This is a genomic window from Streptomyces sp. NPDC043878 (genome assembly GCF_056435735.1).
The window spans coordinates 83,741-97,438 of sequence record NZ_JBWKDW010000021.1 but is presented as its reverse complement, the minus strand read 5'-3'; the positions used below and the strand labels follow the sequence as shown (position 1 = coordinate 97,438).

Annotated in this window: 11 protein-coding genes and 2 pseudogenes; 7 read left to right on the top strand and 6 right to left on the bottom strand. The window is 69.7% G+C overall.

The genetic code is table 11. The features are described 5' to 3' along the window. The first annotated feature begins 705 nt into the window (after nt 1-705). From AC07AZ_RS27030 to AC07AZ_RS27005, 6 genes are all read left to right on the top strand, one after another. A complete protein-coding gene (locus AC07AZ_RS27030) occupies nt 706-1,209 on the top strand; it encodes an RNA polymerase sigma factor (protein WP_478852235.1) in 504 nt (167 codons plus the stop codon). After that, nucleotides 1,206-2,027, top strand: coding sequence for a zf-HC2 domain-containing protein (locus tag AC07AZ_RS27025; protein WP_478852124.1), 822 nt, complete (start codon nt 1,206-1,208; stop codon nt 2,025-2,027). The genes AC07AZ_RS27030 and AC07AZ_RS27025 overlap by 4 nt, the downstream gene beginning before the upstream one ends. Then, nucleotides 2,024-2,857 carry an ABC transporter ATP-binding protein gene (locus AC07AZ_RS27020; RefSeq protein WP_478852122.1) on the top strand — a complete coding sequence of 278 codons (834 nt, stop codon included), beginning with the start codon at nt 2,024-2,026 and terminating at the stop codon, nt 2,855-2,857. Before AC07AZ_RS27025 ends, AC07AZ_RS27020 begins: the two co-directional genes overlap by 4 nt. Beyond that, a complete protein-coding gene (locus AC07AZ_RS27015) occupies nt 2,854-4,248 on the top strand; it encodes a hypothetical protein (protein ID WP_478852120.1) in 1,395 nt (464 codons plus the stop codon). The genes AC07AZ_RS27020 and AC07AZ_RS27015 overlap by 4 nt, the downstream gene beginning before the upstream one ends. Further along, nucleotides 4,245-4,820 (top strand): hypothetical protein, encoded by a 576-nt coding sequence (locus AC07AZ_RS27010; RefSeq protein ID WP_478852118.1) that lies wholly within the window; start codon nt 4,245-4,247, stop codon nt 4,818-4,820. Before AC07AZ_RS27015 ends, AC07AZ_RS27010 begins: the two co-directional genes overlap by 4 nt. Nucleotides 4,821-5,260: 440 nt before the next feature. Continuing rightward, nucleotides 5,261-6,247, top strand: coding sequence for a helix-turn-helix domain-containing protein (locus AC07AZ_RS27005; protein ID WP_478852116.1), 987 nt, complete (start codon nt 5,261-5,263; stop codon nt 6,245-6,247). Nucleotides 6,248-6,511: 264 nt separating this feature from the next. Here AC07AZ_RS27005 and AC07AZ_RS27000 read toward each other — a convergent pair. The 5 genes and pseudogenes from AC07AZ_RS27000 to AC07AZ_RS26980 form a co-directional block, all read right to left on the bottom strand. Continuing rightward, nucleotides 6,512-6,846, bottom strand: a pseudogene (locus AC07AZ_RS27000) (transposase); the annotation flags it as partial. Nucleotides 6,847-6,917: 71 nt separating this feature from the next. Further along, nucleotides 6,918-7,788, bottom strand: a pseudogene (locus AC07AZ_RS26995) (IS110 family transposase); the annotation flags it as partial. A 392-nt stretch (nt 7,789-8,180) separates the two neighbouring features. Further along, entirely contained in the window at nt 8,181-9,005 is an 825-nt protein-coding gene (locus tag AC07AZ_RS26990; RefSeq protein WP_478852114.1) for a helix-turn-helix transcriptional regulator, read from the bottom strand. A gap of 66 nt (nt 9,006-9,071) precedes the next feature. Then, nucleotides 9,072-9,347, bottom strand: coding sequence for an alcohol dehydrogenase catalytic domain-containing protein (locus tag AC07AZ_RS26985; RefSeq protein ID WP_478852112.1), 276 nt, complete (start codon nt 9,345-9,347; stop codon nt 9,072-9,074). A gap of 643 nt (nt 9,348-9,990) precedes the next feature. Then, the gene (locus AC07AZ_RS26980) at nt 9,991-11,928 is read right to left on the bottom strand and encodes an AfsR/SARP family transcriptional regulator (RefSeq protein ID WP_478852110.1); all 1,938 of its coding nucleotides are present in this window, start codon (nt 11,926-11,928) and stop codon (nt 9,991-9,993) included. A gap of 112 nt (nt 11,929-12,040) precedes the next feature. Between AC07AZ_RS26980 and AC07AZ_RS26975 the strand changes: the two genes are divergently transcribed. Further along, on the top strand, nt 12,041-12,919 hold the full coding sequence (locus AC07AZ_RS26975; RefSeq protein ID WP_478852108.1) for an alpha/beta fold hydrolase: 879 nt from the start codon (nt 12,041-12,043) through the stop codon (nt 12,917-12,919). Here the strand turns inward: AC07AZ_RS26975 and AC07AZ_RS26970 are convergent. Continuing rightward, nucleotides 12,885-13,472 carry a DUF4158 domain-containing protein gene (locus tag AC07AZ_RS26970; protein ID WP_478852106.1) on the bottom strand — a complete coding sequence of 196 codons (588 nt, stop codon included), beginning with the start codon at nt 13,470-13,472 and terminating at the stop codon, nt 12,885-12,887. The genes AC07AZ_RS26975 and AC07AZ_RS26970 overlap by 35 nt on opposite strands. Nucleotides 13,473-13,698 lie beyond the last annotated feature (226 nt).

Below are 13,698 nucleotides of genomic sequence, written 5' to 3'. Positions count from 1 at the left end.
CCAGGTTTTCTCCGGCCCGCGGGAGGAGTCGATCTCGTTCTTGAGGCGGTGTACGTCCGGTGACCAGCCCGGTGTCGGCGGGAAGGTGCGTGGGATCACCGGGCCGAGCTCGTCGGTGCAGAGGACCGTCGCACCGGTGGGCGGGCTGGTGTAGAGCTCGACGATCCGGGTCCTTGTCTCTCGAAGTCCGCATCTCTCGAGCGCGTCCACGAGGGCGTGCGTCGCCAGCGCGCGCCCTCGGCCTGCGGGATGCGGCGCACCTGGGAGCGGCTGACCTCGATTCCCGGGTCCCCGGCCGCGGCAGACAGTGCGTCACTCCGAGGGTTTCGACTCGTCCGCGGCCCACATCTCGTTCGACGGCTGCACCTCGAGCCGGCCGGGCGGGGTCTGCTTGACCATCGCAATGATCCGGGATCGTTCGTGGAGGGTGTGGAGTTGCTGATCAGGTTCGACCTTGTCGCGACGGTGAAGCGGCTCCGGGAGCAGCGTCGTGGCTAGCCAATTCCGGCATGTCACGGCACCGCGTGTCCGGCTGGCGTGCGTGCCCCGTGAGGGCCCATCGGGGCCGGTGCTTGCGGGGGCGTGTGTGTGACGGGGATCACGCCGGGTGGAAAACCTGCCGTTCGGGCCGGGCGTCTAGCAGGTGTGAGATCAGTCAGGGTGACAGCACTGCACAAGCTGGACGAGGAGCGTCTCGTCCGGCTGGTGGCCAGGGGCGACCGTGCCGCGTTCGAGGAGCTGTACCGGCGTACGTCGCCGTGGATGGCGGTGCGGCTGCGTCGCCGCTGCGTGGACGAGCAGATCGTCGCGGAGGTCATGCAGGAGACGTATCTGGCGGTGTGGCGCGCGGCGGGCTCGTTCGCCGGGGCCGCTGTCGGGGGGACGGCTGTCGGTTGGCTGTGGACGATCGCAGCGCGTCGCCTGGTCGACGCGTTCCGGCGCAGGGCTCACCACGCGGAGCCGCCGCCAGCGGCCGCCTTGCAGCCCGTGGTGCCCGCCGCCGAGGAGGAGGTGCTCGCGGCGACTGTCGGCGGTGACGTCGGGGACGCGCTGCGGTGCCTCGCGCCAGAGCTCAGACAGGTACTGCAGGCCATGGTGCTCGACGGGATGTCCGTCCGGGAGACCGCGGTCCTGCTCGGGCTGCCCGAGGGCACGGTCAAGACGCGTGCTCGCAGGGCCAGGATCGCGATGCGGGAGGCGCTGGCATGAGCGTGGAACACGCGTCGATGCGGATCATCGACGGTTATGCGCGCGGCGACACGGACCTCGCCGCCGACGAGGTATGGGCACTGGAGGCCCATCTGGAGGCGTGCGGGGTGTGCCGTGACCGGCTGTCGGCCGCCGTCACGGCCGAGGCGCCCGCCGTGGCTGCGCTGGTCGAGACCGTGTGGTCCGGCCTCCAGGTCCAGCTGCCCGCCGGCCCTTTGCCGCGCCGGCAGCGCCCGCGGCGCTGGGCGCGGCTGTCGGGGTGGCTGACGCCCGCGATGGTGCCGTGGCTGGCCATGGCCGGGAGCGTGACGCTGATCGCGCTGCTGCTGGACCTGAGCGGCCCCGGCTCCGGCAAGGTGTCGCTGGTGCTGCTGCTCGCCCCGGTGCTGCCCGTGCTCGGCGTCGCGGCGTCCTGGTCGCGCGGTCTGGACCCGGCCTACGAGCTGACGGCCTCCGTACCGAGGGCCGGGCTCTATCTGGTGCTGCGACGCACCGCGTCCGCACTCGCCGTGGTCATTCCCGCGCTGCTGGTGGGCGGATGGGCGACGGGGCTGATGGTGGCCCAGTGGCTGCTGCCGTGTCTGGCCTTCACGGCGACGACGCTGGCGCTCGGCGGTGTCATCGGTGTGACCCGCGCCGCCTTCGTGCTGGCCGCCGTGTGGGCCGGTGTGGTCGTGGCGCCGACCCTGGCCACCAGCCGTACGACCTTCGCCCTGCAGACGGGCGGTCTGCCCGTATGGGGGCTGATCCTCGTGCTCAGCATCGGTGTCGTGATCGCCCGCAGAGGCGCGTACACCCTGCTGGGAGCACATCAATGACCATCAGAAAGGAACACCACATGACATCCGCCGTGAACGCGGCCGACATCGCACCGACTACCTACGCATGGGAGATCCAGACCACCGGGCTGAAGGTCAGGGTCGGCAGGAACCGGATGGCCGTCGACGGCCTCGACCTCTCGCTGGGTATCGGCGTCCACGGCCTCCTCGGCCCCAACGGGGCAGGCAAGACCACCCTCATCCGGGCGCTGGCCACCGTGCTGCGCCCCACCGCGGGCACTCTGGAGCTGCTCGGTCAGTCCGCGGGCGGTGCGGGCGGCTACCGTGCCCTGCGTCGCCGCATCGGCTATCTGCCCCAGGAGTTCGGCTACTACAAGCGCTTCACGGTGCGCGAGTTCGTCGAGTACATGGCGTGGCTGAAGGAGGTACCCAAAGCGAGTATCCCCGCAGCGGTGCAGCGCGCCGTGGAGCGGGTGGGTCTGGCGGACCGTGCCGACGAGAAGATGAAGGCCCTGTCGGGCGGCATGGTGCGGCGGGTCGGTATCGCCCAGGCCATCGTCAACGACCCGCTCATCCTGCTGCTGGACGAGCCGACGGTCGGCCTGGACCCGGCGCAGCGGCTGCGTTTCCGGGAGCTGCTGCAGGAGTTGGGTACGGACACCTGTGTGCTCGTCTCGACCCACCTGGTGGAGGACGTCGCCGCCGCCTGCACCGACGTGGTGGTCTTCGCCGAAGGCCGGCTGGTCTTCCAGGGCCCTCCGGACGAACTGGCCTCGGTGGGCGGCCCGGAGCACGTGGGCGACAGCCCGCTGGAGCGCGGCTACTCGGCGCTGCTGCTCAACCCGGAGCAGGAAAGGGGAACTTGGTGAACACCCGTGTCCTGGGCATCGAGCTGAGGCGCTCTGTCGCCCCCTGGGCGGGCGCCGTGATCCTGGCGCCGGCGCTGACGTTCCTGTACCTGCTGGACGGAGAGTGGCGGAGCGGCACCACGGCGTGGACGGCGCAGTGGACGCCCATGGCCCTGTGGACCCGCTCCCTGCTGTTCTACCTGTGGCCGCTTGCCGTGGGGCTCGGGGCGTTGCAGGGCCTGCGTGACCACCGCTCGAAGATGTCCGAGCTGCTGACAACCACATCGCGGCCCGCCCGGCACCGCGCTGCCATGCTGACGGGCACCATGGCGATCACACTGGCCTCGGCCTTCGCGCTTCTCGTCCTCGTGGGCGGGGTCCAGGTGCTCGCCAACACCGAGTACATGCACCTCGGGTGGTTGCCGATCTCGCTGGTGGGGGCCTTCTCTCTCGTCGCGGGGGCCGTGCTGGGCATGGGGGCCGGGCGGGCACTGCCGTCCGTGCTCACCCCGCCCGCGCTGGCCATGGGCGCCTTCGTGTTCACAACCCTCATGTACATGTCCCTGGGCCGGACGGAGACGACCACGGCGGCGGGGGTCCCGGTCACGGAGCCGAACCGGATCTCGCTGCTGTCACCGACGGTGGTGGAGGAGGAGGTGCGCGAGGCGTTTGTCACGCTGTCCGCCTCCGTGCATGTCGGGCAGACGATCTGGCTGCTCGGCATGGCCGCGACCGGCTTCGCACTGCTGGTCGCCGCGACCCCGCGCGCCCGGCTGATCGCCCTGGCGCCCGTCCTGGCGGGCGCGGTGATCGCCCTGCTCGTCCTCCCCGCCGACGCGCGCCGGATGTACGTCGTCGACAAGGCCGCCGCGGAGCTGGTGTGCGACGGCCCGGTGTGCGTGACGAAGACGCAGCAGGCACGGCTCGCGGACCTCGCGGGCCCCGGCAAGGAGGCGCTGCGCCTGCTGCACGGCGCCCTGGGCAGCCAGGCGCCGGACTCGGTCCGGGAGAACACCGCCGCACTGCCGGAGGGCTCCACGCCGCGGTGGTCCCGCAGCACCGTGCTCTTCGACTTCGACGACGACATCGTCGCCACCGCGAAGGGCCAGCAGCTGACCTGGGCCCTGATCGCCAAGGGCATGGTGCCAGGATGCACCCCCGTCGGCTGGAGCGGCTTCGGGGATGATGAATTCGCGCAGGCCGTCGCGCTGGGCTGGGTCCTCGGGGACCTCAAGCCGTTTCCCGGCACGTTGTCGCGCCGCGAGGTCGACACCAAGGCCCGCCCGGTATGGAAGGAACTCAAGGCGCTGCCACGGGCCGAGCAGCTCTCGCGGATCAACGCGATGCGCGCCGCAGCACTCTCCTGCAAGGGCGACCCGTTCGATGTACTGTCCGGCGGTGCGTCCCGGTGAGATGGCTGACGCTGTATGCGCGTTCGCGTCAGGTACCCGCGGCGCTGGCCGCGGTGCTGATCGGCGCGGTGACTGTGTGGGCACTCGCCCGGGACGGGAACGCGGGGCCCGTTGATCCGAAGCTGCCCGCGCTCATCCTCACCACGGGGGCGATGGCGGTCTCGGTCGGGCTCGGCGGACAGGACCTCGCACTGGACCGGACGGCCGCGATCCGCTGGATTCCCCGCAGAGCGGCGCACGTGCTGCTCGCCGGCGCGGCCGTCGCCGGGGTGCTGCTGACGGTGCAGACCATGGGTGTGTCCATGGCCACCACCGCGTTCGTCGTCCGGGACAGCGCGGGCCTGATGGGCCTGGTCGCCCTCGGCGCGGCGCTCTCGGGCGGTCAGTACGCCTGGACGCTGCCGTTCGCCTGGCTCTCGCTGGTGTTCCTCGCCCCGCCCCCGACGAGTGCGCCGATGCAGGCGGTGATGTGGATGCTGCTGCCTCCCGGCACAGCGGCGGGCACCTGGACAGCCCTGGTCCTCGCGCTCGTCGGCACCACGGCCTACGCCGTCGCGGGTCCCAGGCGGTAGCCGAGCCGGGGCACGCCGCGCAGATCGGCCAACAGCTCGCCCAACCACCGCTCGGCGACCCGACGACGCTACTCGGCTCCATCCACGCCACCTTGAACCAGGCCACCATGTAGCCGAATGCGACGGCCTGGACCTGGACCTTCCCAGTAATCGCCTCAGCCGACGTTGGCGTTCGGACCCCATCTTGAGCAGGCCCCGGAAACGCCAAGATCCCGCCCGATCAATGCGATCGGACGGGATCTCATCAACCAGCCACATGGCCTCGTGAACGGTCCTGGCGGTCGGCCGGGTCGGACCCAGCCGCGTTGGTTCAGCAACAGCTTCCTACGTGCAGGACATGTCACCACGCGGCAGTCCATTCGAGACAATGAAGGCGTCCAGGGCGCCTATAGCGCAGGCATTCGGCTCAGGAACATCGAGAGGGAGGTGGATCACCGGAGATGAACAGCACTGGATCACAGACCGACCTGGCGCCCGGGGCGTTCGCCGTGGATTCCAGGGTCCCGGGTGCCGCACCGCGAGGATTCGATACCTTCCGTCGTGGATGGCAGACGCAGATCGGCGATTTCTTTCCCTTGCCGGCCTTCAGCCCGGCCACGGTCGCCGACTTCCGGCTCAAGGGACGCGTCGCCAGGGTGCGCGATGTGGTGATCGCTGATCTCCACATGGCGTCGGCCATCCGGATCGCGGACCCAGCGGGCGGCGATCGGGACCTGGTGGAGATCCACGTGTTGCGGCGCGGTGCGTGGACGTTGGGCGGCCTGCCCGACCGCGACGAGCACACCGTATCGACCGGGCAGTTCCTCCTCCGGCACTTCGGGCGGCAGACGCCCTTCGAGACGGCGCCGCACACCACGGCGCAGTTCCTTTTCCTGCCCTCCGCGACGCTCAGATCCCTACTCGGGAACCGGACCGTCATCGGGGCGGCGGACTCAGCCGAGATGCGCCTGCTGACAGCCCACACGAACATGATCCAGAAGACGGCCACTGACCTCGGCCCGGCCGGTGTACACGCCGCCCACAGCACCCTGATCGAACTGGCCAGGGCCGTGGCGGTGGGTCGCTTCGACGACGTGGAACCACAGCTGGCTCCCGCACTCACCCGAGCCGCGAAGGACCTCGCCAACAGGCATCTCGCCGATCGCGAGCTGTCCCCGACGATGCTGGCGCGCGAGCTCAACGTCTCCGTGCGCACCCTGCAACGGGCATTCGCCACGGCGGGCGAGTCGGTGACCGCCTACATCCGCCACCGGCGGCTGGAAGAAGCCCGGCTCGCCCTCACCTCGCCATCCGGCCGGTGGAGCGTCTCGGAACTGGCCGCCCACTGGCACTTCGTCGACAGCAGCCACTTCATCCGCGCCTTCAAGAAACACTACGGCCAAACGCCCACCGAATATGCCCGATCGACCGGATCGGCCGCACGCTGAACGGACCTGAAGCAGGGCCTGACGCATGAACTGACGCATGACGCCGGGAAGTTGACCGTACTGTATTCACCAAATGTCACCACCCCGCAGAACACCACGAGTTAAAGACCAGCACACTCGAAGACGATCATGGACGAAAACCCCGCACGCTTTTCGGACAGCCAAAGTACTACGGAGCGGCTTTGCCATCATGGTCACCATGAGTCAACGAGACCGCTCCCGTCCCCTGGCTGTGCAACACAACTTCAGCGACGATGAAATCGCACATGCCGAGGCTTGGCCGTCCTTCAAAAACCCGGTGTCGTCGAAGACCAGGGCCTCGGGCCCGATCGCCTCCTCCATCCGCCAGGCGAGCTGGGCCCGGATGTGTGCCGGGTCCCAGGGGCTGGTGGTGATGAAGTTGGCCAGCGCCTGACGATTGCCGTCCTGGCCGAGCCGGGCGGCCATCGGCTCGACCGACTTACGCTTGCCGCCGGTCAGCAGCCCCCGCAGACAGACCTCCCCCACCGGCGCTGATCCTTGCGCGCGAACGGCTCGAACACCTCCGCCGCGAACGCCTCCAACTCATCACGCACCACAGCAATCTCGTCCGGAGTCACACACCCTCAACGCGACACCGGGCCGAAAAGACACGCACCACAACAACCGACCTGACCAGGCGCCACTAGGGGTTGCCGGGGCAGACCTTCGTGTCCTTGGTGCGGCCGGCGGGCCGTGGTGTCCGGGGCAGATTCCGGCCCAGGACGCGAGGTGTTTGGCGGAGGCGAACCGGGTCATGTCGCTGCCGGTCTCCGCGGTGATCACTTCGGCGGTGGGCTGGTTGATTCCGGGGATGGTGTTGAGCAGGTCGAGGGCGCCACCAAAGGGTGCCATCGCCTCTTCGATCCGCCCGGTGAGCTGGTCGATCATGGTGGTGAGCTGGTCGTAGTGGTCCAGGTGCAGGCGGGTCAGGAACGCGTGGTGGGCGCGGAAGCGTCCGGTCAGGGCCTCGGTGAGTTCGGGAGATCTCCGCGAGGGCGTGCGGGTCGCCTTCGTCGCGGATGAGGGCTTCGAGCATGGCCCAGCCGGAGACGCCCATGATGTCGGAGGCGACCGCGGAGAGTTTGATGCCGGTGTCCTCCAGCAGTTTCTCCAGCCGCCGCGGTCCCGTAGTTCGCGGACCAGCTCGGGTGGCACGAAGGCGGGCCTGACCAGGCCGTGGGCGCCGAGCTGGGCCGACCAGGCCGCGTCGGGAGACGTCCGTCTTGCGGCCGGGCAGGTTCTTGACCTGCCGGGCGTTGACCAGGATCACGTTCAGGCCCTCGGACAGCACGTAGTGGAAGGGCTTCCAGTAGTCCGAGGTCGCCTCGACCACTATCAGTGTCACCCGTGCGGCAAGCAGATGGTCCCGCAGATCCAGGAGCGCGTTCGTCGTCGATCCCCACGTCGTGGTCTCGGTCGTGAAGGACCCCCGCCGTTTCGTACTCGGGGTGCGGATGCAGACCTTGGCTTCCTTCTTGCTGATGTCGAGGCCAGGCACAGCGTTCGTGCAGCACGTCCACGGCCTTGCTCCCTCCCTCTGCGAACGGCTGAGCGGTACGCCGTTCCGGGAGGACCAGGGTGGATCAGGAATTCTGACGCACCTGCTTCACAGCGACACTCCACGGTTCCCGTGGACGGTCCCCAGCACCACGCTGACCTGCGAGCTCACCGGCATCACAGAGGCATCGGTTTCGGCCGGAACGAACCCCACCAGCGTCCCGGACCGACATCAGCCCACCTCAGGGCACACAAGAAGCACCTCGGCGCACGCCACGGCATTTACCACGCCCCCGGCGCGCACCGAAGGTGCGCTGGATCGCTGACCCGAGAAGTCAGAGCTTCCGGCGGCGATAGTGCTCACCTGCTGACAGCTACGGAATCGAGCATTCCCCGGCTCCGTATCTCCCATTGGCTAAGCGCCTACGGCTGCCAGGAGTTGGAGTTTTTCGTAGTCCGGTGAGCCGGGTACGGCGGAGAAGACCAGCAGCTCCTGAACCTGGTCGGGGTCCACCAGCCGCTGGCAGTACAGCTCCAGCTCGCCCAGCTCCGGATGCAGGTAGCGTTTGAGGTCGTTGTGATGGGTGACGTCCACCTCGTGCAACCGCCAGAGGTCGGCGAATTCCGGACTGACCTCCAGCAGTGCCGCGACGATGTCGCCGGCCCTGCCCGTAGGGTCTGCCGTGTGCGCCGCCCGGATGTCCACGGTGAAGACCCTGCCGCGCAGGGCGTGGTCCTCGACGGGGTAGAGGCTGCGTTGCTCCGGGTCGGTGAACCAGCGGTAGACCAGGTAGCGGGACATTCCGCTGAACCGGGTGTAATCACCCAGCAGGGCAACCGCCGGGCGGGTCTGCAGCAGGGTCTCACCGAAGCGGGACATCACCAAAGCGGGTGTGTCCGAAAGCCGTTGCACGATGCGCATCATGGTCGGGCTGACGTGATCTTCGCGCAGTACCCGCCGCGGCGCAGGGTGCCCGGCGAGGTCGAAGAGGTAGTCCCGCTCACTGAGGCTGAGATGCAGTCCCCGGGCGAGTGCGGCGAGCACCTGCTCGGACGGCATCGGGCCACGCTGCTGCTCGATCCGACTGTAGTAGTCAACCGACATGCCGGCCAGCGCGGCCACCTCCTCACGCCTGAGCCCACCGGTACGACGCCGCGAGCCGCGGGGAAGCCCGACATCCTCCGGTTGCAACCGCTCCCGGCGTGCCCGGAGAAAGTCGGCCAACAATGCCCGGTTCATCTCAACCTCCGCGAACGAGACGCATGCCGAAGAACTGAGAGGTCGGTGCAATCCACCGTACCGACGTCAGGACATCGGCCGGTGCCAAGACGTACTCTGCGGCGGCGCCAGCCCTCGGAAACCGACGACCTGGTCACCGACCTGGGTGCCAGTCACGCCCGCGCCGAGCGCCTCGACGGTTCCGGCGACGTCAATGCCGGTGTATGGGGCAGCGTCACAGGGATGGCCTTCAGCATGAGGCCAGCGCGGATGTTGGCGTCGGCCGCGTTGAATGACGTTGCCGCGACACGGACCCGCACCTGCCCGGTGCCGGGAACCGGCTGATCCACATCCTCGTAACACAGGACATCCGGGTCACCGTACTGACGGTCTCTGTGGCGCCGGGTGCACCCGCAGGCGGTTGATCGTTTGACAGTTGAATTACAGCCAACAGTAGAACGGCCGTGCGGGGAAGGCGTGTACATGTGCGACACCAGATGGGATTCCGGCGACAACTTCATCTTTGGTCGGGAACAACAGGCCTGTACGGGGCCGGCGTGCTCGGGGTTCTGGTCGGGACCGCCAAACACCTGGCGGGTCACAGCAGGGAGATTGCGGAGGCACTCCGGGAGGGTGGAGAGCTACCGCAGGTATCAGCGCGGTGTCTCTGGGAGACGACCGCGAACTCCCTGCCGCGTTCTTCCGCATCCACCAGGCCGGCGCGGCGTATCGGAAAAGGCCTTGCCCGCAGCCGGATCACCTCAACCTCGCCGTTTCGGTTGGGATGAGGCGGCGTCGCTGATCAGCAGCTCTTGGGTGGTCGACGCCGGGCGCCCCGGCCATCCCGGCCCAGCGCAAGGCCCGCCGCGAGTACGAGAACCGCATCAGCGCGCTCGCGCCGACCGGACCATGATTGTTCTCACCGGGATTTCCTGTACGCCAACTACTCACACCCGCTTACGGGCAGTGGATCACCACGGACTCGGGGTTCGCGGATTGCGGTCGCTTATCCCGCTCCGGCGCATGCCTTCGCCTCTGCCAGGTAGCGCGCCACGGGGCCCAGGGTCAGCATTCCGCTGGCGGCGCCGGCGTGTTCTGCACAGGCATCACGCAGGGCAGCCGCAGCGTGCGCGGCGATTCCGCGTTCGCCGAGGCGTGCGGCGGCGCGGGCGGTCAGGCACCACATGGCCTCCTGCATGTGGTCACGCGGTGGTTCGGGCACTGCAGCGAGGGCGGTACGGGCCTGCTCGCCCCGGTCCTGGGCGAGCAGCACGAGGGGTCGCGTCCAGGGCCTGTACGGGCCCCAGTCGAGGTGCGGGTCGGTGGGCGCGGGCCGGTCGTGCAGCAGGCGCAGTCCCAGTAGGGCGAGCGGGAACATGCCGCGGTGCAGCCCCGGCATTCCGGCCGTCCGGAGGGCGTCCTCGGCAGCGCGGTAGTGCGCTGCTGCCGTGGCGGCGGTCGGTCCGCCGGGTTCGGCGCTGCGGGCGGTCGTGGCACGGGCCCTGAACCACCCGGTGAGGACGGAGACGAGGGGCGCCTCGGTGGTGTCGGCGAGCTGGTCGGCTGCATTGGCGTGCGAGGCCGCGGCGTCGAGGTCGCCGAGGGCCGAGGCGGATTGCAGGCGGACGAGTCGGCCGAGTACGGCGAAGTTCGGCAGCTCGTGCCGGGTGGACAGGTCGAGGATCTCGGCGCCGGTCCTGTCCCGTGCCGCCGCGAGCCCGGGGCTGCTGAAGGACTGCAGGAACACCCCGTTGAGGGCGAAGGCCAGCAGGGCGGGATCGGCCAGGTCCCGTGCCAGCTCCTCGGCCTGACGCGCCGCCTGCTGCGCGTGCTTCAGCTCGGTCCCGGACAGATCGGCGCTACGGCTCTCGACGGCGATCGTGGCCAGGAGGCGGGCGCGCAGGTCGGCGGGGCCGTCTGGGCCGAGCCCGGTGAGCGTGCGCTCGGCAGCCGCGACGACGGTGCGGGACTGCTCGGGGTCGTCGGCCCGGCTCCAGATGGCGGGCACGTCGTAGGCGCCGATGATCCGGGCGGTCAGGGAGAGGTCTCCCGTGCGTTCCGCCGCCTGGATGGCGGCGAGGCGGTCGCGCCGCGAGCGGACGAGGGCGTCGCCACCCGCCAGTGCGAGGGTGCGGGCCAGATCAACGGTGGTGCGCGGGCCGAGCCGGACACCAGGGCCGGTCCACGCGGTACGTGCTCCTTCGGGGGGCGCGGACCCGTTGAGGATGTCCGTCTCCAAGCGTTGGAGGTCGGCACCGGGGTCGAGTCCGAGTTGGTCAACGAGCATTGTGCGGGCGCGGCGGAGGGTGGCAAGCGCGTCGGCCTGGCGGCCCGCGCGGTACAGCGCGCGGGCAAGCAGCTCCCAGGCCGGCTCGCGCCACGGGTGTTCGGCGACATGGGCACCCAGTTCGGCGACGAGATCGGCCCCTTCCCCGGAGTCGAGGAGGATGCGGGCGCGCAGTTCCACCCCCTCCAACCTCAGCTCCTCCAGCCGGGTCCGCTCGCGCTGCGCCCATGCGGAGCCGGTCACATCGGCGTAGGCGGGTCCGCGCCAGGCCGCGAGTACCGTGCCGAGGTCGGTCACCGCGGCGGGGTTGCGCCGGGCTCGGGCCAGGGTGTCCTGGAACCGACGGACGTCCACGTCCTCGCGCGGCAGGCGCAGCGCGTAGCCGGGACCTTCGGTGACGAGTACGCGCGGCGGGTTGCGGGGCGGCCGGTCGGGTTCGAGGGCGCGGCGCAGCGCGGCGACGAACGTACGCAAAGCGCCCACGGCGCGGGCAGGCGGATCGGTCCACAGGTCATTGACAAGGGTGTCGGTGGTGACCATCCGTCCCTCGGCGGCGACGAGCCGGGCGAGTACCTCGCGATGGCGTGGGCCGCCCAGCTCAACCGGACTGCCCTCGTCGCGGAAGGCCCGCACCACACCGAGCACGTCGATTCGCATGCCCCCATCCTCCGTGCCAGGGGCCGGCTGCGCCCAACCGTACTGATCGGTTGCTGATCGCCGTCGCCCAAGCTGATCCGGTCCAGTCCCCGACCCGAAAAGACGGCCTTTCATGACGCTCACCATTCCCGGCTTCGATCACATCCGCCTGCCCGGTGCGGACGGTGTGGAGCTGGCTGCGGCTGTCGGCGGCAGCGGCAGCCCGGTCGTGCTGTTGCACGGTTTCCCCCAGACCCACCTGATGTGGCGACACGTCGCCGAGCGGCTCGCCGACGAGCACACGGTGATCTGTCCTGACCTGCGGGGCTACGGCGCCAGCGACAAGCCGGCGGCCACCGGCCCCGACGTGTACGCCAAGCGCACCGTGGCCGCCGACGTCGTGACCCTGGCCGCGGCCCTCGGCCACGAGCGCTTCGCCCTCGTCGGCCACGACCGGGGCGCCCTGGTTGCCTTCCGGGCTGGGCTGGACCACCCCGAGACCATCACGCACCTGGGCATCCTCGACATCGTGCCGACGCTCGACATGTGGAACGTCCTGCACGGCGCCTCGGCGGCGGTCGGCTACCACCTCTTCCTCATGGCGCAGCCGCCAGGCCTGCCGGAGACGATGATCGCAGGCAGCGCGGACGCGTTCTTCGGCTCGTTCCTCGACGCCTGGGCCAACGACCCGACCACCATGCCCGAGGATGTCCGTGCCGAATACCTGCGGGCGAGCGCCGCGGCGGTGACGTCGATCGTCGCGGACTACCGGGCCTCGGCGGGCATCGACGTCATGCACGACCAAGCGGACCTGGACGCCGGGTCGCAGCTGGCCATGCCCGTGACGGTCGTCCAGCAGGACTGGGGCGCGCAGCTCGGCTACGACGCTGCCGCGGTATGGAAGGCGTGGGCGCCGGACCTGGACCACCGGCTGACCCGAGCGGGGCACTTCATGGCCGAGGAGGCACCCGGCGAGATCACGGCGGCGATCCAGGACCTGCTGGCCCGCTGAGCCTGTTCCCGACTCGCCGGCTGGGCCGCGATCGGGTCGGCGAGCCCTGGGTTTTCGGCGATGGACCGGTCCCGGGCGCTGCGATGGGCCAGGAACAGCTCCAGTCCCGGGTGCCGCCGCACCCCCTGGCCATGCCCCACATGTCCGTTGCCGCTATGGCCAGCACGCCGGTCAAGGAGGAGGGAGAGAAGGAGAAGGCCGCAGCGGCGATCGCGACGGTACTCACGATGTCGACAGCGTTCGGCGCGGGGACGTCTCCCCCCAGTCGGAAGCGGGGGAAGACGGACCTTCGTCGTACAGACGCACCCACAGGCCGCCGCCCGATATTCCCGATCCTGGCCCCGGACTCCGCCCCTCCCTCCGTGGTGCCGCCGGGCCGATCGCCGTCGTCGAAATCCCGGATCTTCAGCTGTCTCCGGATCTCCCAGGCGTGCTCGTGCTGGGTCGGTAGCCGCTCCGGGTACAGCTTCAGACACGACGGATCATTGATCCCCAACTGCTCCGCGCCGACGAAGATGTCGCCGCAATCCCATCCGGTGTCGCAAACGTACACGCTTACTATGCGTGGCCGTTCCTACTCTTGGTTGCACTTCAGCCGTCAACAATCAACCGCCCGCGGGTGCACCCGGTTGAGCCGTCGGCCCTGCACGCCGACGTCGCGGCGCTCTGCCCAGCGGCAAGGTCGTCGTCGCGCCAGGCGACCGACTCCCACTTGACCGACATCTGAGGAAACGACCGCGATGATCCCCGACGACGATCCGTCCCGCTCGCTGACCGTC

What these genes read in the sequence shown, in the direction of transcription:
- AC07AZ_RS27020 (WP_478852122.1), top strand. Translation starts at nt 2,024, where the DNA reads ATGACCATCAGAAAGGAACACCACATGACATCCGCCGTGAACGCGGCC.
- AC07AZ_RS27005 (WP_478852116.1), top strand. Translation starts at nt 5,261, where the DNA reads ATGAACAGCACTGGATCACAGACCGACCTGGCGCCCGGGGCGTTCGCC.
- AC07AZ_RS26990 (WP_478852114.1), bottom strand. Translation starts at nt 9,005, where the DNA reads ATGAACCGGGCATTGTTGGCCGACTTTCTCCGGGCACGCCGGGAGCGG.
- AC07AZ_RS27025 (WP_478852124.1), top strand. Translation starts at nt 1,206, where the DNA reads ATGAGCGTGGAACACGCGTCGATGCGGATCATCGACGGTTATGCGCGC.
- AC07AZ_RS26975 (WP_478852108.1), top strand. Translation starts at nt 12,041, where the DNA reads ATGACGCTCACCATTCCCGGCTTCGATCACATCCGCCTGCCCGGTGCG.
- AC07AZ_RS26980 (WP_478852110.1), bottom strand. Translation starts at nt 11,928, where the DNA reads ATGCGAATCGACGTGCTCGGTGTGGTGCGGGCCTTCCGCGACGAGGGC.